The organism is Arthrobacter koreensis, from assembly GCF_009193255.1.
Taxonomy (GTDB): Bacteria; Actinomycetota; Actinomycetes; order Actinomycetales; family Micrococcaceae; genus Arthrobacter_B; species Arthrobacter_B koreensis.
Genome location: NZ_WACG01000001.1, coordinates 581,147 through 600,572, shown reverse-complemented (window position 1 = coordinate 600,572; position 19,426 = coordinate 581,147). Strand labels below are relative to the sequence as shown.

Genomic DNA, 19,426 nt, shown 5'->3' with positions numbered 1-19,426 from the left:
CCCGCCCACAGAAAGAAATCCATGGCATCCCTGCTTTACCGGCTCGGTAAATTCAGCTTCCGGCACCGCTGGTGGTTCCTCAGCGCCTGGCTCGTAATGCTCCTCGGCATTGGCGGGGCGTTCGCAGCCTTCAGCGCTCCGACCACCAACAACTTCACCATTCCCGGGTCCGAGAGCCAGCGTGTCCTTGACGAGCTGCGGAACCGGGTACCGGATGCCGCCGGAGGATCCGGGCGGATCGTCTTCGAAACCTCATCCGGCGAGGCCTTCACCGAAGCCGAGCGCCGGGCCGTCACGGACACGGTGGCAGAGCTGAACAGCCTCGACTTCCTGAAGTCCGTCAGTGATCCCTTCGAGATGCAGGCCCAGCTGGACGGCAGCGCGGACCAGCTCGCGGCAGGCCAGGCAGAGCTGGAGGCCGCCCGTGCGCAGCTGGAGGCAGGCAAGCCGCAGCTCGACGCCGCCGCGGCGCAGCTCGCCGCTGGCCGGGACCAGCTCGCCATGGCACAAATGCAGGCTGACCAGCTCGACGCTGCCGGACAGGTGCAGCAGGCAGAAGCTGTCCGGGCGCAGCTCAGCGCACAGGAAGAGCAGCTTGCTGCCGGTGAAGCCCAGCTCGCGGAGCAGCAGGGCGCCTACGACGACGGCGTGGCCCGGCTGGCCGACGGCGAAGAGGAGCTGCTGGAGGCCCAGCGCCTGGCTGAGGCCACGGACGGACTGCGCTTTGTCTCCGAGGACGGCGCCACCGCCTTCTCAGAGGTCCAGTTCCAGGAACAGTCATACTCGGTCACTCCCGAACAGCGCCAGGAAGTGCAGGACACGGCCAACCGGATCACCGATTCCGGCGTCCAGGTGTTCTTCAGCAAGGAGATCGTAGAGGACGTTTCCTCCCTGTTTGGACCCTCCGAAGGGATCGGCGTGGCCGTCGCCGCCGTCGTGCTCATCCTGATGCTGGGCACCCTGGTGGCTGCCGGACTGCCGCTGCTGATGGCACTGGTGGGCGTGATTGCCGGCGTGGGCACCACCATGGCCCTCACCGGCGTGGTGGAAATGACGTCAATTTCCCCCATGCTGGCGCTGATGCTGGGCCTCGCCGTGGGCATCGACTACTCCCTGTTCATCATCAACCGGCACCGCACGCAGCTGCTGCACGGCATGGAGCTGGAGGAATCGGCCGGCGTAGCCACCGGTACCAGCGGCAACGCCGTGCTGTTCGCCGGCCTGACCGTGGTGATCGCGCTGGCTGCGCTCGCCGTTCCCGGACTGCCGTTCCTCAGCGTGATGGGCCTGGCAGCAGCCGGCACCGTGGCCATGGCCATCCTGGTGGCGCTGACCCTCACCCCCGCCTTCCTGGGCTTCATCGGGAACCGCATCCTCTCGAAGAAGGCCTGGGCCAAGGCCGGCATCACTCCACCAGCGCCGCACGCGGCCCTGGCCCCGGAGGACCAGGCCGCAGCAGCCCAACACAAGGAAAACGGCAGCCCGCGCCGCTGGGGCCGGCTGGTCACGAAGCACCCGGTAATCACCGTGGTCCTCAGCGTCCTGCTGCTGGGAACCATGGCCATTCCGGCCGGTTCACTGCGCGTGGGACTGCCCGACGGCGGTTCGGAACCGGTGGATTCCACGGCGTACCAGGCGTACCAGCGGCTGGGGGACAGCTTCGGTGAAGGAATCAACGGACCGGTGATCGTGGTGGGCTACCTGCCCGACGGTCTCACGGACAGGGAGGCCTCGGACCTCACCTATGAAGTCGCCGGCAAGCTGCGCGGGCTGGAGAACGTCACCACGGTGGTCCCCGCCTCCACGAGCGACGACGGCGGCATGGTTGTCTACCAGGTCATCCCCGAGGGCGGGCCGGCCGCCGAAGGCACCGAGGACCTGGTGCACACCATTCGCGACGACGCGGGCCAGATTCAGGACGAGACGGGCGTGGAGATCGCCATCACCGGCCAGACCGGCATCAACATCGATGTCTCGGACAAGCTGATGGACGCCATGCCGGTCTACCTGCTGATCGTCGTCGGGCTGTCCCTGGTCCTGCTCCTGCTGGTCTTCCGTTCCGTCCTGGTGCCGCTGATCGCCACCGGAGGGTTCCTGCTCTCCCTGGCTGCCAGCTTCGGTGCCGTCGTGGCGATCTACCAGTGGGGCTGGCTGGGCGGTATCTTCGACGTGCACAACCCCGGTGCAGTCCTGAGCTTCCTGCCGATCATCCTGATCGGCGTGCTCTTCGGGCTGGCCATGGACTACCAGATGTTCCTGGTCTCGGGCATGCGCGAAGCCTACGTGCACGGTGAAGATCCGCGCCAGGCTGTCCGGAGCGGCTTTGACCACGCTTCCCGCGTAGTGACCGCAGCCGCGATCATCATGGTCTCGGTGTTCGCCGGTTTCATCTTCGCGCACCTGACGATGGTCCGCCCGATCGGTTTCGCCCTGGCGATCGGCGTCCTGCTGGACGCCTTCGTCATCCGCATGACGCTGATTCCGGCCGTGCTTCACCTGCTGGGCAAATCCGCCTGGTGGATTCCGAAGTGGCTGGACCGGATCCTTCCGGACGTGGACGTCGAAGGTGCCCGCCTGCTGGGTCCGGCGCAGTCCCCGGACGGTACCGGCGCGGAACAGGAACTGGCTTCGGCCGGACGCTGAACCGAAATGTGTCACACTTGTTGCGCTTCTGACCTGCACGGCAGACAGTACCGGTTACCATCGGGGTGCACTGCCCCGTTCCACAGCCCCCACCAAGCATTGGAGAGTGAGCCTGAATATGGCTACTGATTACGACGCACCGCGCAAGGTCGAAGAGGACGCCGGAACCGCTTCGATCGAAGAGCTTCAGGCCCGCCGGAGCGACAAGCAGTCAGCCGTAGTGGACGTGGACGAATCCGAGGCGGCGGAAGCCTTCGAACTGCCGGGCGCGGACCTCTCCAGCGAGGAACTGCTGGTCCGCGTAGTGCCGGCCCAGGAAGACGAATTCACCTGCGGCTCCTGCTTCCTGGTTCGCCACCGCTCCCAGTTCGCTGTGGAGAAGAACGGCACCAAGTACTGCAAGGACTGCGAGGGATAGAGGTCCCCGGCCGGCCGCCTTCCGGGCCGGGCACAGCCGCCGTACCCGGTTTCGGGTGCGGCGGTTGTGGTTAAAGCCGCCGGTGTGCTTTTGTTCCTTCCATGGTCAGTGCCGTGTCCGTCGCGCCCCGCAGCGCGCATCGGGTAGAGTGGACGGTTCGTAGGGGAGTATCCACCCACGCTGAACCTCGTCAACACGTAGGGCACCGACGCCCGGCCGGGGCCAGCGGGCAGCCAATGGCTGCCGGAGAGACTTGCGGTCCTTTGGTGTACCCTACGAAAGCAGAGACTCCATGACTGTTTCCCCCCTGATCTGGGGCGTGACGATCGTCGTCATCCTCGGCCTGCTGGCCTTCGACTACTTCTTCCACATCCGCAAGGCCCACATACCAACCCTGAAGGAAGCGGCCATTTGGTCCTCCATCTACGTGGGCCTGGCCGTCATCTTCGGCATCCTGGTGCTCGTCTTCGGCGGCGTCACCATGGGCGGCGAGTACTTCGCCGGGTACATCACGGAGAAAGCCCTCTCCGTGGACAACCTGTTTGTCTTCCTGATCATCATGGCGTCCTTCCGGGTGCCCCGCGAGGACCAGCAAAAGGTCCTGCTTTTCGGCATTGTCTTCGCGCTGATTGCGCGAACCGGGTTCATCTTCCTGGGCGCAGCGCTGATCAACTCCTTCTCCTGGATCTTCTACCTGTTCGGACTGATCCTGCTGCTCACCGCCGGCAACCTGCTCAAGCCCGAGGACAGCGAGAAGGATGAGGCAAACAACTTCATCATCCGCATCGCCAAGCGCGTCCTGCCCACCACGGACCACTACGACGGCGACAAGCTGATGACCGTCGAAAACGGCAAGAAGGTCCTCACCCCGATGCTGCTGGTCATGGTGGCAATCGGTGGAACCGACATCCTCTTCGCGCTGGATTCGATTCCCGCCATCTTCGGCCTGACGCAGAACACCTTCATTGTCTTCACGGCTACCGCGTTCTCCCTGATGGGCCTGCGCCAGCTTTACTTCCTGATCGACGGACTGCTGGACCGCCTGATCTACCTTTCCTACGGCCTGGCCGCCATCCTCGCCTTCATTGGCGTGAAGCTTGTGCTGCATGCCCTGCATGAGAACACCCTGCCGTTCATCAATAACGGCGAGCATGTGGAAGTGGTCGAAGTCAGTACAGGCCTGTCACTCAGCGTCATCATCGGCGTCCTGCTCATCACCGTCATTGCGTCGCTGGTCAGCCCGGCAGGCAAGGCCCAGACCGCCGTGAACAACGCCCGCCGCCATGCCAACGCCTACCTGGACCTCTCCTACACCTCGGATGAGGCCGAGCGGGAGCGCATCTACCGGGCACTCTGCGACGAAGAGAAGCAGATTCTGCAGATGGACAAGAAGTACAGGGACAAGGTTAAGGACATCGAGGACATCCGGACCGAAGTGGCCCGTGCCCACGAGGAACACTCGCGCTACTCCAGCAAGTAGCTGACTTCGGAAGGGCCCCGCAGCAGCAATGCTGAGGGGCCCTTCCTTCGTGTACGGAGGGCTTCAGCCCTGGACCCGCCGCTGGAGCGTGCTGCCGGGTGCGCCACGGTGTGCCGGGGGAGGGTTCCGCCGCATCAGGCGCGCCAGCAGGATGCCGGAGAGCACCGAGCCCAGTCCGCCGGCCGCAAGGTCCCCGATCGTGTCCCGGTAGCCGACGTTGATCGTGGCATCCACGTAGTAGTGCCCCCACCACTCGCCGAACTCCCACAGCACGCTCAGGGCCAGGCCCAGCGCAGTTACCACTGCTGGGACCGCGAAGGCCGGAACCGGCTGCCCGGAGTCCTGCCAGGCCGTCACGGCCCCGTAAGCTGCGAGCAGGTACCAGGCCATGACAGCGATGGTGCCGGTGGCCGCGAAATGGACGGCGAGGTCCCACCAGGAAATCCGTGCGTACAGGTCCATCACGCTGCTCCATGCGGCCAGGAGCAGGGTTAGGCCGTAGAGCGAAGAAAACAGCGGGGCTGCCGGCAGGCAGCGGGACACCAGGAGGCCCAGCAGCACCAGTGAGAACAGGGCTGCCTCAACCGGGCCGTACCAGAGCAGGGCCACCAGCAGGCTCACTGCGCCCAGCAGGCGGATGCCGTCCGAAACCACCTCGGAGGAAGAGGCCGGTCGGCGCAGGAGGGCATCGATCATGTTCTAACCGTAGCGGAGCAGAACTTCGGCCGCCCATACTCCGCGGCGGGCATCAGCCGCCCAGTTGCACGTAGGATCACTGGCATGCCAGCCCCCGCACATCCGTCCGTCAGCGTCGTCATCCCATGCCTCAACGACGCCGAAGCGCTGAGGACATGTCTCGCCTCGCTGGCCGTCCAGAGCGTGCAGCCCGCCGAAATTGTGGTGGTGGACAACAACAGCACCGACAACAGTGCCGAGGTGGCCCGCGGGCTCGGCGCCCGGGTGGTGTTTGAAGCCAAGCCCGGCATCCCCGCCGCGGCCGCCGCCGGATACGACGCCGCCACCTCGGACATCATTGCCAGATGCGACGCGGACTGCGTCCTTCCGCCGGAATGGATTAAGCAGTTAGCGGAACACTTCGCCGCCGACCCGCAGCTCGCCGCCGTCAGCGGACCGGGACGGTTCTATGGTTTCCCACCCCGGGCCGGGCGGATCCTCTCCGGGCTCTACCTCGGTTCCTACTACCAGGCGATGACGCTGGCGCTGGCCCACCGCCCCCTGTTCGGATCCAATCTGGCGCTGCGCACGGACGTGTGGCGCGAGGTAGGTCAGGCAGTTCACCGGGAAGACCCGGAGCAGCACGACGACGTCTGCCTCAGTGCGCACCTGGGCCAGGACTACCGCTGTGCCTGGGACCGAAACCTCGTGGTTGGCATGGCACCGCGGGCGGTGACCGGCTGGTCCAACCTGGTCCGCCGCTTCCGCCGGGCCTTCCACACCCTTGCGGTGCACTGGCAGGCAGCGCCGCCGTGGGAACGCTGGATCAGGCGTTTTCGGGGTAAAGCAGGGGAAGCTGCAGCACCAGCCAGGGACTGAAAGCCCAGGGCGTGAGCCGCACGGATTCAACCAGCTTCGCCGGATCGGCCCAGGTCCAGTCCATGACCTCATCCGCGGCCGGGACCGGGTCGGCCTCCGCAACGGCGGTGTAGACGGGGCAGATCTCGTTCTCCACGATGCCCGAGGCATCAACGGCCCGGTAGCGGAACTCGGGAAGCGCGACGGCGATGCTGTTCAGCGTCAGTCCCAGCTCGCGTTCGGCCCGGCGCACCACGGCATCCTCGGTGGCCTCACCGGGACCGGGATGGCCGCAGAACGAGTTGGTCCAGACTCCGGGCCAGGTCAGTTTGGAGAGCGCCCGCCGCGTCACGAGGATGCGGCCATCCGGGTGGTAGACGTGCGTCGAGAAGGCCAGATGCAGCGGCGTGTCGCTTGTATGCACGGTCATCTTGTCCGCTGTACCTATCATTTGGCCCCCTTTATCGACCAGAATGACTTCTTCCCGGCGTTGCGGCATTTCTTCCCCTAACGATCAGCGTGTTTACTTTATGCATGGAGACAGAACACTTGCCTGACGAGAGAATTGGCCATCAGCAGGTGGACCGTGTCCTGGACAGGTTCTTCACCGCGGCCAAGGAACGCGCCGAGCGGATCAGTCCCAGCTACCTTAGCCTCTGGGAGACCCTCGAAAAATCCACGGTTGGCGGCAAGAGGCTGCGCCCGCAGATCGTGATGACCGCCTACACACACCTGGGCGGAACCGATCTGGAAGCGGCAGCCCGGGTGGGTGCGGCATTCGAACTCCTGCACACCGCGCTGATCGTCCACGATGACGTGATTGACCTGGACTTTGTCCGCCGCGGCCAGGACAACGTCTCCGGGGTCTACCGCCGGATGGCCGAGACTGCCGGCGAACCAGCCGAAGTAGCCCGGCACCGCGGACTGTCCGTGGGCATCATCGCCGGAGACCTCGCCCTGACCGGCGCCTTTCGCATGCTTGACTCCGTCTCCACGGACCCCATGACCCGCGAAATCCTGGCAGGGATCCTTGACGAAGCCGTCTTCGCGTCCGCCGGCGGAGAACTGATCGACGTCGACTTCTCCTTCGCGGCCGGCTCGCCGCCCCTGGCCGAGATCCTGGACATGGAACGGCTGAAGACCGCCGTGTACTCCTTCGAAGCCCCGCTGCGCGCCGGCGCGGTCCTGGCCGGAGCCGGCACCGAAGTCGCCTCTGCCCTCGGCCGGTTCGGCCGCGACATTGGCATCGCCTACCAGCTGGTGGATGACCTGCTGGGTGTTTTCGGCAATGAAAGCGCCACGGGCAAGTCCAGTATGGGGGACCTCCGCGAAGGCAAGCGCACCGTGCTGATCGCCTATGCCGCGCAGACCGCCGGCTGGCCGGAGCTCTCCGGCATTATTGGCCGCCCGGACATGGCTCCGGAGGACGCAGACCGTGCCCGCAGGATCCTGGTGGATTGCGGTGCCCGGCAGTACGCCCAGGACCTCGCTGCGAACTTCGCCTCGAGTGCCCGCAGCTACCTGGAGTGCGCCGAGGTGCCGGCTGGCCTGGCAGCGGTGCTGGACGACGTCGTTTCCGCTTCCGTGAACCGGGGCCGGTAGCCGTGGGCCAGACCACGGGGCTGCCCCTCTACAACCAGGCTGCCGTTGATACGGCCGCAGTCATGATCCGGGCCTACTCCACATCCTTCGGGCTTGCTTCCCGGCTGCTGGCACCCCGGACCAGGCGCCAGATCGAAACCATCTACGCGCTGGTCCGGCTGGCGGATGAGATCGTGGACGGGGTCGCCGCTGCCGCAGAGGTTCCTCCACCCGAGATCCGGCGCATGCTCGATGACCTGGAGGCCGAGACGGCAAACGCGCTGCGCACCGGCTACAGCGTGAACCTGGTGGTCCATGCTTTCGCACTGACCGCCCGCCGCACCGGGATCGGCACGGACCTCACCGGACCCTTCTTCCGGTCCATGCGTGCGGACCTGACCCGGGCCGAACACACCCAGGCCAGTTTCGAGGACTACGTCTACGGATCCGCCGAAGTGATCGGCCTGATGTGCCTCCAGTGTTTCCTTGACGGCCGGACGGTTCCCGCTGACCAGGAAAAACGCCTGCGCGAGGGAGCGCAGCGGCTGGGCTCCGCGTTCCAGAAGGTGAACTTCCTCCGCGACCTGGCGGAAGACTTCGAGGCACTGGGCCGCAGCTACTTCCCCGGCGTCACCGTGGACGCATTCACGGAGGCCGACAAGCACCGGCTGCTGGACGACATCGAAGCGGACCTCCTCGTCTCCGGGGCGGCCATCGCCGAGCTGCCCCGGGACTGCCGCCCCGCCGTCGCGCTGGCCCAGGAACTGTTCGCGGAGCTCGCCCGCCGTCTGCGCCGGACCCCGGCATCCCGGCTTCGCACCACGCGGATCCGGGTACCGAATCCCGTCAAGCTGCGGATCGCAGCGGACGCGGTCTACCGGCACCGGCTGCGCCGCACCTCCGTCCCGGCCTACTCCACCCCCGACGCCGAAAGGGCGCCATGACCCCCGGAAAATCCACGTCCAGCCCGCGTACCGCCGTCGTTATTGGCGGGGGAATCACCGGCCTCGCCACCGCGGCCCTCCTGGCCCGCGAGGGCCTGGACGTCACGGTGCTGGAGAAGAACAGCACACCCGGCGGCCGCACCGGCAACTGGGAAACCGAAGGCTTCCGCTTCGACACCGGGCCCTCCTGGTACCTGATGCCCGAGGTATTCGACCACTTCTTCCGCCTGCTGGGCACCAGCGCGGAGGAACAGCTGGAACTGGTGCAGCTGGACCCGGGGTACCGCGTGTACTTCGAGGACGAGGCTGCTCCGGTTGATGTGCAGGCCACCCGTGCGAAGAACGTTGAACTGTTCGAGTCGCTGGAACCCGGAGCCGGCGCCCGGCTGGAGAAGTACCTGGATTCCGCTGCCGAGGTCTACGACATGGCAAAGAAGCGTTTCCTCTACAGCACCTTCGCCTCTTTCCTGCCGCTGCTGCGCCCGGACGTGCTCTCCCGCGGGCCTCGCCTGGCGAAGCTGCTGCTGCAGCCGCTGAGCTCCTTCGTGGCGAAGCGGTTCACCGACCCGCGGATCCGGCAGATCCTGGGCTATCCGGCAGTGTTCCTGGGCTCTTCCCCGTTCACGACGCCGAGCATGTACCACCTGATGAGCCGCCTGGACCTGTCCGACGGCGTGCTCTATCCGCGCGGCGGGTTCCACCGGCTGATCACGGTGATCGCTTCCCTGGCCGAATCCGAGGGCGTGAAGATCCAGCTGGAAGCCAACGTCACCGCGATCCGCACCGAGCAGCAGGGCAACGGCAGGGCCCGGGCCACCGGCGTCGAATACCGCGACGCCGCCGGCATGCCTGCAGTGCTCGACGCCGACCTGGTGGTCTCCGCGGCTGACCTGCACCACACCGAAACCCGGTTGCTGCCCGCCCAGCTGCAGACCTACCCGCCGAAGTACTGGGAATCCCGCATCCCCGGCCCCGGCGGTATCCTCCTGCACCTGGGCGTCCGCGGCGAACTGCCGGAGCTGGCCCACCACACCCTGCTCTTCACCAAGGACTGGGAAGCGAACTTCGAAAAGATCTTCGGCAAGCACACGTCGGTGCCGGACCCGGCGTCGCTGTACATCTGCAGGCCCTCAGCCACGGATGAGGATGCCGCCCCTGAAGGACACGAGAACCTCTTTGTGCTGGTCCCCGTCCCGTCGGACCCCGCGCTGGGCAGTGGCGGCGTGGACGGCGCGGGCGATCCGCGGCTTGAGGCGATGGCGGACACCGTCATTGCCCAGATCTCCGGCTGGGCCGGCATCCCGGACCTCGCCGAGCGGATCACCGTGCGCCGGACGGTGGGACCGGGCGACTTCACCGCGGACTTCAATTCCTGGAAAGGTACGCTGCTGGGCCCGGCACACGTGCTGAAGCAAAGCGCCTTCCTGCGCGGCACCAATGCTAGCCGCAAGGTGGACGGCCTGCTGTACGCCGGCGGGTCAACCTTGCCTGGAATTGGGCTGCCGATGTGCCTCATCAGCGCCGAGCTGGTCCTCAAGCGCCTGCGCGGGGACACCAGCACCGAGGCGCTTCCCGAGCCGCCCCGGGTATCGGAGAAGACACACTGATGGGGGCTTTGTACCTGCTGTTCCTGCTGGCATCGATCGGCTGCATGATGCTGCTGGACCACCGTTTTCAGCTGTTCTTCTTTTCCGGGGCACCCCTGCGTGCCGCGGCCGTCCTGGTTGCGGGACTGGCATTCTTCCTGGTCTGGGACCTCTTCGGCATTGGCCTGGATATCTTCTACCGCGGCGAAACCCAATTCATGCTCGGCCTTGAACTGGCACCCCACCTGCCGCTGGAAGAAGCGTTCTTCCTGGCCTTCCTCTGCTACCTCACCATGGTGCTGTTCGGCCTGCTGAAGGTAGCGGCGGCCCGTTTCGGCAGGCCCCACACGCAGGCGGGGGCGCAGCGGTGACCTACTGGCTGCTGAACCTCTGTTTCCTGCTCCCCGCTGCGGGTCTGCTCGCAGCAGCACTGCTGCGCCGCCGTCGTTCCGGCCTCAGCAACCGCGGCTTCATCCTGCGCCTGGCCGGAACCGCCGGGGTGCTGCTGGCGCTGACTGCCGTCTTCGACAACCTGATGATCGCCGTGGACCTGTTCGGCTATAACCCTGAGCGCATCTCCGGTGCGTTCCTGGGCCTGGCCCCGCTGGAAGACTTCGCCTATCCGCTGGCCGCCGTCCTTTTGCTGCCCGCGCTCTGGGAACTGCTGTCCCCGCGCGCCGCCCTCCCGGAGGAGAATCAATGAGCGCCCCCGCCACCCGCACGCCCGGCACCCTTCGGATGCTGCTGCTCTCCTCCCGGCCGCTTTCCTGGGTCAACACTGCCTACCCCTTCGCAGCCGCGTACCTGCTGACCACGGGCGGGATTGACGCGGCATGGGTGATCGGCACGCTGTACTTCCTGATCCCGTATAACCTGGCCATGTACGGCATCAATGACGTCTTCGACTATGAATCCGATCTGCGCAATCCACGCAAGGGCGGCGTGGAAGGAGCGTTGCTGGACCGCCGGTTCCACCGCATCACGCTGTGGGCGGCGGTCGCTGCCAACGTGCCGTTCCTGGCGGTGCTGGCGTTTCTGGGCTCCCCGCTGTCCTGGCTGGTGCTGGCGGTCAGCGTTTTCGCGGTTATCGCTTACAGCGCTCCCGGCCTGCGGTTCAAGGAACGGCCGTTCCTCGACTCCATTACTTCGAGCACGCACTTCGTCTCCCCGGCCGTGTACGCGCTGGTGCTCGCCGGCGCGCAGTTCACCCCGGGACTCTGGGCGGTGCTGGGCGCGTTCTTCCTGTGGGGCATGGCGAGCCAGGCCTTTGGCGCCGTGCAGGACATCATTCCCGACCGCGAGGGCGGACTGTCTTCCATTGCCACCGTGCTTGGCGGCAAGACCGTAGTGCGGCTGGCCTTCGCTGCCTACGCTGCGGCCGGAGCCCTCATGCTGCTCACCCCGTGGCCCGCGCTGCTCGGTGCACTGCTGGCAGTGCCGTACCTGCTGAACCTCGTTCCGTTCCTGGGTATTACCGACGAACGGTCCGAGGAAGCGAACACCGGCTGGAAGCGGTTCCTGAAGCTGAACTTCCTGACCGGTTTCCTCGTCACCATGCTGCTGATCTGGTACTGGCCCTCCCGCTAACCCTCCCCAAATCATCGAGATAGCAGAAACTGCACGTTACAGCGCTGAGACGGGCAGTTTCTGTCATCTCGATGGGGAGGGAAGACAAAAGCGGCCGGCCCCCGAAGGGACCAGCCGCTTTTCAGCTAGCCGAAGGGCCGCAGGCTACTCAGCGACGCCGACGAACTCGGCCTTTTCGTTGGCCGTGGTCTCACCGGCAGCCAGGTTGGCCCGCAGCTTGGCGCCGAGGCCGGCGTCAACGTTGGTCCAGTACTGGATCGCAGCTTCGCGGATGTGCGGGCGCTGCACACCGGAAACAGCACCGGTGATGGTCTCCAGGAAACGCTCCTTGGCGGCGTCGTCGAACACCTCGCGGTACAGCGTGCCGGCCTGGCCGAAGTCGCTGTCCTCGGAGTGCAGGGTCGCTGCGGAACGCACCAGTGCGCCGTCGTTCTCCCACGTGCCTTCGCCGGCGAGTCCCGGGTCCGCCACGGGGCCGCCCATGGTGTTCGGGGCGTAGACCGGGGTTTCCGGGGAGTTGAAGGCGAAGCGGCCGTAGCCGTCCTGGGAGTAGTTGTTAACTGGGGCCTTCGGCGCGTTGACCGGCAGCTGGTTGTAGTTGGTGCCAACGCGGTAGCGCTGGGCATCCGGGTAGGAGAAGATGCGGGCCATCAGCATCTTGTCCGGGGAGGCTGCAATGCCCGGAACCAGGTTGGCGGGGGAGAGTGCCACCTGCTCAATCTGGGCGAAGAAGTTCTCCGGGTTGCGGTTCAGGGTGTGGGTGCCCACTTTGATCAGCGGGTAGTCAGCGTGCGGCCAGACCTTAGTCAGGTCGAACGGGTTGAACCGGTAGTTCTTGGCATCCTCGTACGGCATGACCTGGACGTGCAGGTCCCAGGACGGGAAGTTGCCCTCTGCGATGTTCTCGTAGAGGTCGCGGCGGTAGTAGTCGGCGTCGGCGCCGGCGATGCGCTCTGCCTCTGCACCGGTGATCTCGTGGTTGCCCTGGTTCGAGGTGAAGTGGTACTTCACCCAGAAACGCTCACCGGCAGCGTTGATCCACTGGTAGGTGTGGGAGCCGAAGCCGGGCATTTCACGCCAGGAGCGCGGGATGCCGCGGTCGCCCATGAGGTACGTGACCTGGTGTGCGGACTCGGGGGACTGGGTCCAGAAGTCCCACTGCATGTCTGCGTCACGCAGGCCGGAACCCGGGAGGCGCTTCTGCGAGTGGATGAAGTCCGGGAACTTGATTCCGTCGCGGATGAAGAACACCGGAGTGTTGTTTCCGACGATGTCGTAGTTGCCCTCGGAGGTGTAGAAACGCAGTGCGAAACCGCGGACGTCGCGCCAGGTGTCGGGCGAGCCCATTTCACCGGCTACGGAGGAGAACCGCTGGATGGTTTCGGTGGTGGTGCCGGGCTGGAAAACAGCGGCACGGGTGTACATGGACACGTCTTCGGTGACGGTGAATTCGCCGAACGCGCCGCCGCCCTTGGCGTGCACGATGCGCTCCGGGATGCGCTCCCGGTTGAACTGGGCAAGCTTCTCAACCAGGTAGCGGTCGTGGAGGACAACCGCGCCGTCAGCTCCGTGGGACAGCGAGTGTGCGTCGCTGGCAACCGGAGTGCCGGTCTGGGTGGTGGTGAAGTTCGACATTCTCTCTCTTTCTTCTTTTGGGTGGAGTGTTAAAGCCAAGGGGTCAGGAAGTCTTGACGGCAGTGTCCGGCTTCGCTGCGCAGTCGGCGCAGAGGCCCTGGTAGAGCACATCGGCAATCTGGATGGTCATGCCGTGGGTGTTGCTGGGGGTCAGGCACGGTGCATGCCCGACGGCGCAGTCAACGTCCTCGATGCGCCCGCAGCCGGTGCACATGGCGTGGTGGTGGTTGTCATCAACGCGTGTCTCATAGAGGGCGGGGGAGTGCGGCGGTTCGATCCGCCGCAGCATTCCTGTTTCCGTGAGGTCGGTGAGGACTACGTAGACAGACTGGAGGCTGATGTCCGGAAGGGTGGTCCGCACAATAGCTGCGACTTCATCCGCCCCTGCGTGGGGGGAATGGTCGACGGCGTCCAGCACGGCCAGGCGCTGCTTGGTGACCCGGCGTCCGTGTGCACGCAGCTGCGCTGACCACTTGTCAGTGGTTGCCGCGGAGGCTGCTGTGGAAGTCATGCAACAAGAGTACAGCTTATTCTGATCTATTCATAATAAGGTTCCCCTAAGTCTCCGGCTTAGGCTGGAAGCGCGGCCGTGAGTGCAGCCGCGAACCAGGAGGCGAAGTGTCCGCAACAGCTGCCAGGCCCGGGGTGCGCCGCCTGCGCACGGGTGGGATTGAGGTAGGACTCCGTTCGTCCGGAACGCCCGGACCAGACGTAGTCCTGGTGCATGGAATCGGCGCTTCCTCACGCTACTTCGAGCCCCTGGCATGCGAACTCTCCCGGGACCACAACGTCCATCTGGTGGAGCTGCCAGGCCACGGCGGAATGGAGCGTCCGCAGGCAGGCCTCACGATGGCCGGTTACGGCGCGGCCGTTACCGGGGCCCTGCGGCAGGCCGGTATTGAAGATGCCCTGCTGGCCGGCCACTCCATGGGATGCCAGGTTGTGGTGGAAGCCGCGCTCGCGGACCCCGGGCTGGTCGCTTCGATGCTGCTCCTTGCCCCTACCGTGAACCGGGCCGAGCGGAATGCTGCCGCCCAGGCCTTCCGGCTGGCCCAGGACACGCTGCACGAAACCCTCGCCGTAAACCGCATCGTCTTCACCGACTACCTGCGCACGGGCCCGCGCTGGTACCTCGGCACCCTCCGCAGCATGCTGGACCACCGGATGGAAGCGCGGCTGGCACTCACGCACTGCCCGGTGGCGGTGGTCAGCGGCAGCAGGGATCCGATCGTTCCCCGCTCCTGGCTGCTCCGGCTGGAAGAGTCCCGCGACGGCGTCGTGCTCGGTGAGGTTCCCGCTGCGCCCCATGTCCTGATGTGGAACAGCCCCGAACCCACCGCCGAGTGGGTGCGCAAACTCCGGAAGGCCGTGCGGTGAGCGGCACGGTGTCCCGCCCGGACGCCGAGCGCGGACTGAAGTACCGCCTGCGGCTGGCCGCCGCGTGGGCGGCAGACTACGCCTACGTGGCCCGCCGGCAGGTCCAGGGTTTCCTGTGCCGCGAAGATCCGTCGGCCTACCTGCATCCGGACCCGGATGCCGGGCAGCGCGAACCGGTAGTGCTGATCCCGGGAGTCTACGAGGACTGGCAGCTGCTGCGTCCGCTCGCCGAAGCCCTCGCGGCCCGCGGGCACCCGGTCCATACCGTCACGACGCTCGGCTACAACCGGGGCCGGATCGACGAGATGGCGCGGCGGGTGGAGCACTACCTGACTGCGGCTGACCTGGACAGCGCCGTGATTGTTGCGCACAGCAAGGGAGGGCTGATCGGCAAGCATGTCCTCCTGGGACCGCAGGGGCACCGCATCCGCCGCATGGTTGCCGTGAACGCACCCTTTTCCGGCTCGCCGTATGCCCGCTATTTCCTGGTCCCGTCCATCCGCGCGTTCTCACCGCGTAACGAACTGCTGCGCGGATTGCAGGCCAGCCTGGAGGCAAACGCCAGGATCACTTCGATTTACGCGGCCTTTGATCCGCATATTCCCGGCGGCAGCCGGCTCGACGGCGCCCGCAACCTGCAGCTGGAGGCAATGGGACACTTCCGGCCGCTGGGGGATACGGAACTGCACCGGCTGGTAGTGGACGAGGTGGAGGCAGGGGGCGCCTGACCCGGCCCGCCGGAAGGGGACTAGCTTGCCCCCTGCGCGAGCGCACGCTCGACCGCCGACTGGATGCCGGAAGTCCACGGCTCCCCATGCCCGGTGAGCACCGTGGGTGCTGCGGTCTCCGCCAGCGCCTGCAGCGAGGCGAGCGCCGCGGCGCTGTCCGCCGTCGCCGCCCCGGAGACGATCTGCGGTCCGCGGCCACCGGTGTAGGGATTCAGGGTCACAAGGGCGTCGCCGGCAATCAGCGCCCCGCGGTCCGGAAAATGCAGCGCGGTGTGTCCGGCGGTGTGTCCCGGGGTGTGGATCAGTGCGGGTGTGCCCGGCAGCGCTGCAGCAGCTGCCTCATCCAGATCCAGCACGTCGGCCACGCCGCGGACCACCAGCGCGCCCGCCATCGTCATGGCACCGAGCTGGCGCAGGGACGCCGGAAAGCGCAGCGGGTACTGGAACCGGGGCCGTTCGTGGCCGTAGCGGTAGGGGTGGGCGGCAATGTAGTGGTCCGCGGGATTGGCGAGCACCGGTGCCCGGAACTCAGCGCGCAGTTTCGCCGCCGTGCCCACGTGGTCAAAGTGCCCGTGGGTCAGCACGATGGCGCTGACCGATCCCGGGCCGTACCCGAGGGAGCGGACAGCCGAGGAAATCGCGTGCTGCGAGGCAGGCAGCCCGGTGTCCACAATCAGCACCTCACCGTCGCCCTCCACCAGGTAGGCATTGGTGTAGGCGTGCTCAATCAAGTGGATGCCCTCGGCAACATTGCGGGTCAGCATGGATCCTCCTGGTGGACAGTGCGGACGTCCCGGACGTAAGGCCCGGAGCAATATCGTAAGCATGCTTTGCTCCGGGAAGGGACGTTTTGGCCGGACCCGTAGTGCACGGCATCACGGAACACCCGCGGCGCTCGCCTAGACTGCTCTGGTGCCCAGACTGCTAGCTGACCTCTCCCCGCTGCGCGAAAGCCGGGATTTCCGCCGGCTCTGGACCGGAACCGCGCTCTCGGCGGTGGGCACGCAGCTGACACTCGTAGCCGTCAGCCTGGAGGTCTATGAGCTGACGCAGTCCAGCCTCTACGTCGGCATGCTCGGCGTCGTGGGGCTGGTGCCGCTGGTGCTGGCAGGACTCTACGGCGGGTCCGTGGTGGACGCCTATGACCGGCGGAAGGTGGCCCTGTTTTCCGCCGTCGTCCTCTGGCTGACCACCATCGGCATTGCCGTCCAGGCGTGGCTGGGCCTTGAAAGCGTATGGCTGCTGTTCGCCCTGGTGGCAGTGAACGCCGGAGCCGGCGGCCTGAACCATCCGGCCCGCAGTGCCATCATTCCGCGGCTGGTGCGGCCCGAACTGCTTCCGGCCGCCAACGCGCTGAGCATGATCACCTTCGGCATTGCGATGGCGGCCGGACCGCTGCTGGCCGGTGTGCTCGTGGGCCAGGTTGGCTACGGCTGGACCTACACGATCGACGTCGTGACCTTCACCGCCGCCATGTGGGCGCTGTACCGGCTGGATCCGATGCCGCCCGTGGGCCAGGTGCAGAAAGCCGGGCTGAAATCCGTCCTGGAGGGATTCACGTTCCTGGGCACCCGGCCAAACATCCGCATGACGTTCATCGTGGACCTCGCCGCGATGGTGCTGGCCCAGCCCCGGGCACTGCTGCCGGCCATCGGTGCCCTGATGCTCGGCGGCGGGGCGGAAACCGTCGGAATCCTGCTCGCAGCCACCGCCGCGGGGTCCTTCCTGGCCGGGCTGTTCTCCGGCCCGCTGGGCCTGGTGCGCCGGCAGGGGCTGGCCGTGATGTGGTCGGTGGTGGCATGGGGACTTTCGGTCTCGGCCTTTGGAGTAGTGGTGGTCCTGGCGGGGGAGCACGACGGCGGCGGAGTCTCGCCATGGCTCCTGCCTGCGGCGCTTGCCATGGGAGCTGCTGGAATCGCGGATTCGATCAGCGGAGTTTTCCGGTCAACCATCCTTCAGGCCGCCACACCGGATGCAATGCGCGGCCGGCTGCAGGGCGTGTTCGTCGTGGTGGTTGCCGGCGGGCCGCGGCTCGGTGACCTGGTGGCCGGTATCGACGCGTCCTTCCTTGGCGAAGGCTGGGCCGCGGTCGCCGGTGGACTGGCTTGCGCCGTCGCCGTCCTGGTCCTGGCCCGGCTGCAGCCTGGGTTTGCCCGCTATGACGCCCGGCATCCCGAGCCCTGAGCCGGGCGGCGCTGCGGAACAGCGTGGATCCCGGATACGTTAACGCTGAGGAAAAGTACTGCGGAAGGTTCTGGACCTGCGCTCCTGATGGGAGGGCGGGGCCTCCCGCCTAGGAAGGATCGTGTACACGTGCACCGACATTTCAACGGTTTGAAGACAGCAGCCCTCTTTGGGGTGCTCTTCGCTGTGCTGCTGGGTATCGGCGGCCTGCTGTCCAGTGGCACGGGCAGTTCCGCGTTCATCTGGATTTTCCTGTTCATCGGGCTCGCCACCACCGCGTACAGCTACTGGAACAGTGACAAGCTCGCCATCCGTGCCATGCACGCCGTCCCCGTCACGGAGGCCCAGGCGCCGGAAATGTACCGGATTGTCCGTGAGCTCTCAGCCAAGGCCAACAAGCCGATGCCGCGCCTTTACATTTCGCCGACCATGGCGCCCAATGCCTTCGCTACCGGCCGCAACCCGGAGAATGCTGCCGTGTGCTGCACCCAGGGAATCCTGCAGCTGCTCAACGAACGCGAGCTTCGCGGCGTGCTGGGCCATGAGTTGATGCACGTCTACAACCGGGACATCCTCACCTCCTCGGTTGCCGCCGCGATCGCCGGAGTCATCACCTCGCTCGGCCAGTTCCTGCTGTTCTTCGGCGGCGGGGACCGCCGCAACCAGAACCCGCTGGCCATGATCGCCATGGCAATCCTCGCGCCGCTGGCCGCTTCACTGATCCAGATGGCCATCGGGCGGACCCGGGAGTACGACGCCGATGAAGACGGTGCGACGCTGACTGACGATCCGCTGGCGCTGGCTTCGGCGCTGCGCAAGCTGGAAACCGGCACCCAGCAGGCACCGCTGCCCAACACGGACCAGAAGCTGGTCAACACCTCCCACCTGATGATTGCCAACCCGTTCCGCAACGGCGTGCGCGGCCTGCTGGCCACCCACCCGCCGATGGCGGACCGGATCCGCCGCCTCGAAAACATGGCGGGACGTCCCCTCGGTTCCTAACCGAACTGCCCGAGCGGAACCGGCAACGACACAGAGAGCGAGCACAGATGCGGCTGATCCTCGTCCGCCACGGCCAGACGCCGTCGAACATTGAACGGCTGCTGGACACCGGCGCACCCGGTCCCAGCCTGACAGACCTCGGGATGGCACAGGCGGCGGCCCTGCCGCAGGCGCTGGGGCACGAACAGATCAGCGGGGTCTATGCTTCCAACCTGGTGCGCACGCAGCTCACGGCAACACCGCTTGCCGACGCCCTGGCCCAGCCGATCGAGGTTCGGGACGGACTGCGGGAAATCTCCGCAGGAAGCCTTGAGATGCGCGGTGACAGCGAGTCCATCCAGGCCTATCTGCGCACCGTGTACGCCTGGGTGCAGGGGGACCTGTCCCTGCAGATGCCCGGCGGACCGGACGGCGCCGAAACCCTGGGACGTTTCGACGAGGTGGTGGCTGAGCTGCAGCGCACCGGCCTGGAGACTCCGGTGATCTTCAGCCATGGCGCGATCATCCGGGCCTGGGCCACGGCGCGCGCCCGCAACGTGGGACCGGACTTCATTGTCCACAACACGCTGAGCAACACCGGAATCGTGGTGCTCGAATCGCGTCCCGCCGCCAGCGGTCCTGCCAGGGAGCTGCTTACCTGGCAGGGAGAGGCCGTTGGCGGCGCCGCGCTGGAAGATCCGGATACGGACGGGCCCGCGGCCGACGACGTCGAGCTGGCACCCTAAGCG

Annotated in this window: 20 protein-coding genes; 15 read left to right on the top strand and 5 right to left on the bottom strand. The window is 66.4% G+C overall.

Going from position 1 to position 19,426, the window contains the following annotated elements:
* Positions 1–21: 21 nt before the first annotated feature.
* The 3 genes from GD628_RS02810 to GD628_RS02800 all read left to right on the top strand — a co-directional run bounded on the left by GD628_RS02810 (position 22) and on the right by GD628_RS02800 (position 4,541).
* Positions 22–2,643 carry an MMPL family transporter gene (locus GD628_RS02810; protein WP_152273766.1) on the top strand — a complete coding sequence of 874 codons (2,622 nt, stop codon included), beginning with the start codon at positions 22–24 and terminating at the stop codon, positions 2,641–2,643.
* A 118-nt stretch (positions 2,644–2,761) separates the two neighbouring features.
* Entirely contained in the window at positions 2,762–3,061 is a 300-nt protein-coding gene (locus GD628_RS02805; protein WP_091602360.1) for a DUF4193 domain-containing protein, read from the top strand.
* A 292-nt stretch (positions 3,062–3,353) separates the two neighbouring features.
* Complete coding sequence (locus GD628_RS02800; RefSeq protein WP_091602363.1) at positions 3,354–4,541, top strand: TerC family protein; 1,188 nt, start codon at positions 3,354–3,356, stop codon at positions 4,539–4,541.
* A gap of 63 nt (positions 4,542–4,604) precedes the next feature.
* On the opposite strand, the gene GD628_RS02795 is transcribed toward GD628_RS02800, so the two are convergent.
* Positions 4,605–5,237: a DUF2238 domain-containing protein gene (locus GD628_RS02795; protein ID WP_152273765.1), complete on the bottom strand. Its 633-nt coding sequence runs from the start codon at positions 5,235–5,237 to the stop codon at positions 4,605–4,607.
* Positions 5,238–5,321: 84 nt separating this feature from the next.
* Between GD628_RS02795 and GD628_RS02790 the strand changes: the two genes are divergently transcribed.
* Positions 5,322–6,095: a glycosyltransferase family 2 protein gene (locus tag GD628_RS02790; RefSeq protein ID WP_152273764.1), complete on the top strand. Its 774-nt coding sequence runs from the start codon at positions 5,322–5,324 to the stop codon at positions 6,093–6,095.
* Here the strand turns inward: GD628_RS02790 and idi are convergent.
* Positions 6,043–6,573 (bottom strand): isopentenyl-diphosphate Delta-isomerase, encoded by a 531-nt coding sequence (gene idi / locus GD628_RS02785; protein WP_091602417.1) that lies wholly within the window; start codon positions 6,571–6,573, stop codon positions 6,043–6,045. The two genes, GD628_RS02790 and idi, sit on opposite strands and share 53 nt — an antisense overlap.
* 50 nt (positions 6,574–6,623) lie before the next feature.
* On the opposite strand from idi, the gene GD628_RS02780 reads away from it, so the two are divergent.
* Genes GD628_RS02780 through GD628_RS02755 form a run of 6 tightly spaced genes read left to right on the top strand, consistent with a single transcriptional unit; the run spans position 6,624 to position 11,772 of the window.
* The gene (locus tag GD628_RS02780) at positions 6,624–7,676 is read left to right on the top strand and encodes a polyprenyl synthetase family protein (protein ID WP_226802310.1); all 1,053 of its coding nucleotides are present in this window, start codon (positions 6,624–6,626) and stop codon (positions 7,674–7,676) included.
* Between the two features lie 2 nt (positions 7,677–7,678).
* A complete protein-coding gene (locus GD628_RS02775) occupies positions 7,679–8,599 on the top strand; it encodes a phytoene/squalene synthase family protein (RefSeq protein WP_226802309.1) in 921 nt (306 codons plus the stop codon).
* Positions 8,596–10,206: a phytoene desaturase family protein gene (gene crtI, locus GD628_RS02770; protein WP_152273762.1), complete on the top strand. Its 1,611-nt coding sequence runs from the start codon at positions 8,596–8,598 to the stop codon at positions 10,204–10,206. Before GD628_RS02775 ends, crtI begins: the two co-directional genes overlap by 4 nt.
* A complete protein-coding gene (locus tag GD628_RS02765; protein WP_152273761.1) occupies positions 10,206–10,556 on the top strand; it encodes a lycopene cyclase domain-containing protein in 351 nt (116 codons plus the stop codon). Before crtI ends, GD628_RS02765 begins: the two co-directional genes overlap by 1 nt.
* Positions 10,553–10,888: a lycopene cyclase domain-containing protein gene (locus tag GD628_RS02760; protein WP_152273760.1), complete on the top strand. Its 336-nt coding sequence runs from the start codon at positions 10,553–10,555 to the stop codon at positions 10,886–10,888. Before GD628_RS02765 ends, GD628_RS02760 begins: the two co-directional genes overlap by 4 nt.
* On the top strand, positions 10,885–11,772 hold the full coding sequence (locus tag GD628_RS02755; RefSeq protein ID WP_152273759.1) for a prenyltransferase: 888 nt from the start codon (positions 10,885–10,887) through the stop codon (positions 11,770–11,772). Before GD628_RS02760 ends, GD628_RS02755 begins: the two co-directional genes overlap by 4 nt.
* A 144-nt stretch (positions 11,773–11,916) precedes the next feature.
* Here the strand turns inward: GD628_RS02755 and GD628_RS02750 are convergent, their stop codons facing one another.
* Positions 11,917–13,407: a catalase gene (locus GD628_RS02750; protein WP_152273758.1), complete on the bottom strand. Its 1,491-nt coding sequence runs from the start codon at positions 13,405–13,407 to the stop codon at positions 11,917–11,919.
* Between the two features lie 43 nt (positions 13,408–13,450).
* On the bottom strand, positions 13,451–13,918 hold the full coding sequence (locus GD628_RS02745) for a Fur family transcriptional regulator (protein WP_091602438.1): 468 nt from the start codon (positions 13,916–13,918) through the stop codon (positions 13,451–13,453).
* Between the two features lie 107 nt (positions 13,919–14,025).
* On the opposite strand from GD628_RS02745, the gene GD628_RS02740 reads away from it, so the two are divergent.
* Both GD628_RS02740 and GD628_RS02735 read left to right on the top strand, forming a co-directional pair.
* Complete coding sequence (locus GD628_RS02740) at positions 14,026–14,784, top strand: alpha/beta fold hydrolase (RefSeq protein WP_152273757.1); 759 nt, start codon at positions 14,026–14,028, stop codon at positions 14,782–14,784.
* Positions 14,781–15,512: an esterase/lipase family protein gene (locus tag GD628_RS02735; protein ID WP_226802308.1), complete on the top strand. Its 732-nt coding sequence runs from the start codon at positions 14,781–14,783 to the stop codon at positions 15,510–15,512. Before GD628_RS02740 ends, GD628_RS02735 begins: the two co-directional genes overlap by 4 nt.
* Before the next feature lie 20 nt (positions 15,513–15,532).
* Here GD628_RS02735 and GD628_RS02730 read toward each other — a convergent pair whose 3' ends face one another.
* Positions 15,533–16,276, bottom strand: coding sequence for an MBL fold metallo-hydrolase (locus GD628_RS02730; protein ID WP_152273756.1), 744 nt, complete (start codon positions 16,274–16,276; stop codon positions 15,533–15,535).
* Between the two features lie 148 nt (positions 16,277–16,424).
* Between GD628_RS02730 and GD628_RS02725 the strand changes: the two genes are divergently transcribed.
* The 3 genes from GD628_RS02725 to GD628_RS02715 all read left to right on the top strand — a co-directional run bounded on the left by GD628_RS02725 (position 16,425) and on the right by GD628_RS02715 (position 19,423).
* Positions 16,425–17,696, top strand: a complete 1,272-nt coding sequence (locus tag GD628_RS02725) for an MFS transporter (RefSeq protein WP_152273755.1) — start codon at positions 16,425–16,427, stop codon at positions 17,694–17,696.
* A gap of 129 nt (positions 17,697–17,825) precedes the next feature.
* Positions 17,826–18,698, top strand: coding sequence for a zinc metalloprotease HtpX (gene htpX, locus GD628_RS02720; RefSeq protein ID WP_091602450.1), 873 nt, complete (start codon positions 17,826–17,828; stop codon positions 18,696–18,698).
* A gap of 47 nt (positions 18,699–18,745) precedes the next feature.
* Positions 18,746–19,423, top strand: a complete 678-nt coding sequence (locus tag GD628_RS02715) for a histidine phosphatase family protein (protein WP_152273754.1) — start codon at positions 18,746–18,748, stop codon at positions 19,421–19,423.
* Positions 19,424–19,426: the final 3 nt, after the last annotated feature.

Excerpts from the sequence above, each read along its gene's own strand:
- GD628_RS02755 (WP_152273759.1), top strand. The coding sequence starts at position 10,885 with ATGAGCGCCCCCGCCACCCGCACGCCCGGCACCCTTCGGATGCTGCTG.
- GD628_RS02715 (WP_152273754.1), top strand. The coding sequence starts at position 18,746 with ATGCGGCTGATCCTCGTCCGCCACGGCCAGACGCCGTCGAACATTGAA.
- crtI (WP_152273762.1), top strand. The coding sequence starts at position 8,596 with ATGACCCCCGGAAAATCCACGTCCAGCCCGCGTACCGCCGTCGTTATT.
- GD628_RS02790 (WP_152273764.1), top strand. The coding sequence starts at position 5,322 with ATGCCAGCCCCCGCACATCCGTCCGTCAGCGTCGTCATCCCATGCCTC.
- GD628_RS02800 (WP_091602363.1), top strand. The coding sequence starts at position 3,354 with ATGACTGTTTCCCCCCTGATCTGGGGCGTGACGATCGTCGTCATCCTC.
- GD628_RS02745 (WP_091602438.1), bottom strand. The coding sequence starts at position 13,918 with ATGACTTCCACAGCAGCCTCCGCGGCAACCACTGACAAGTGGTCAGCG.
- GD628_RS02795 (WP_152273765.1), bottom strand. The coding sequence starts at position 5,237 with ATGATCGATGCCCTCCTGCGCCGACCGGCCTCTTCCTCCGAGGTGGTT.
- GD628_RS02805 (WP_091602360.1), top strand. The coding sequence starts at position 2,762 with ATGGCTACTGATTACGACGCACCGCGCAAGGTCGAAGAGGACGCCGGA.
- GD628_RS02730 (WP_152273756.1), bottom strand. The coding sequence starts at position 16,276 with ATGCTGACCCGCAATGTTGCCGAGGGCATCCACTTGATTGAGCACGCC.
- GD628_RS02810 (WP_152273766.1), top strand. The coding sequence starts at position 22 with ATGGCATCCCTGCTTTACCGGCTCGGTAAATTCAGCTTCCGGCACCGC.
- GD628_RS02750 (WP_152273758.1), bottom strand. The coding sequence starts at position 13,407 with ATGTCGAACTTCACCACCACCCAGACCGGCACTCCGGTTGCCAGCGAC.
- idi (WP_091602417.1), bottom strand. The coding sequence starts at position 6,573 with ATGCCGCAACGCCGGGAAGAAGTCATTCTGGTCGATAAAGGGGGCCAA.
- GD628_RS02765 (WP_152273761.1), top strand. The coding sequence starts at position 10,206 with ATGGGGGCTTTGTACCTGCTGTTCCTGCTGGCATCGATCGGCTGCATG.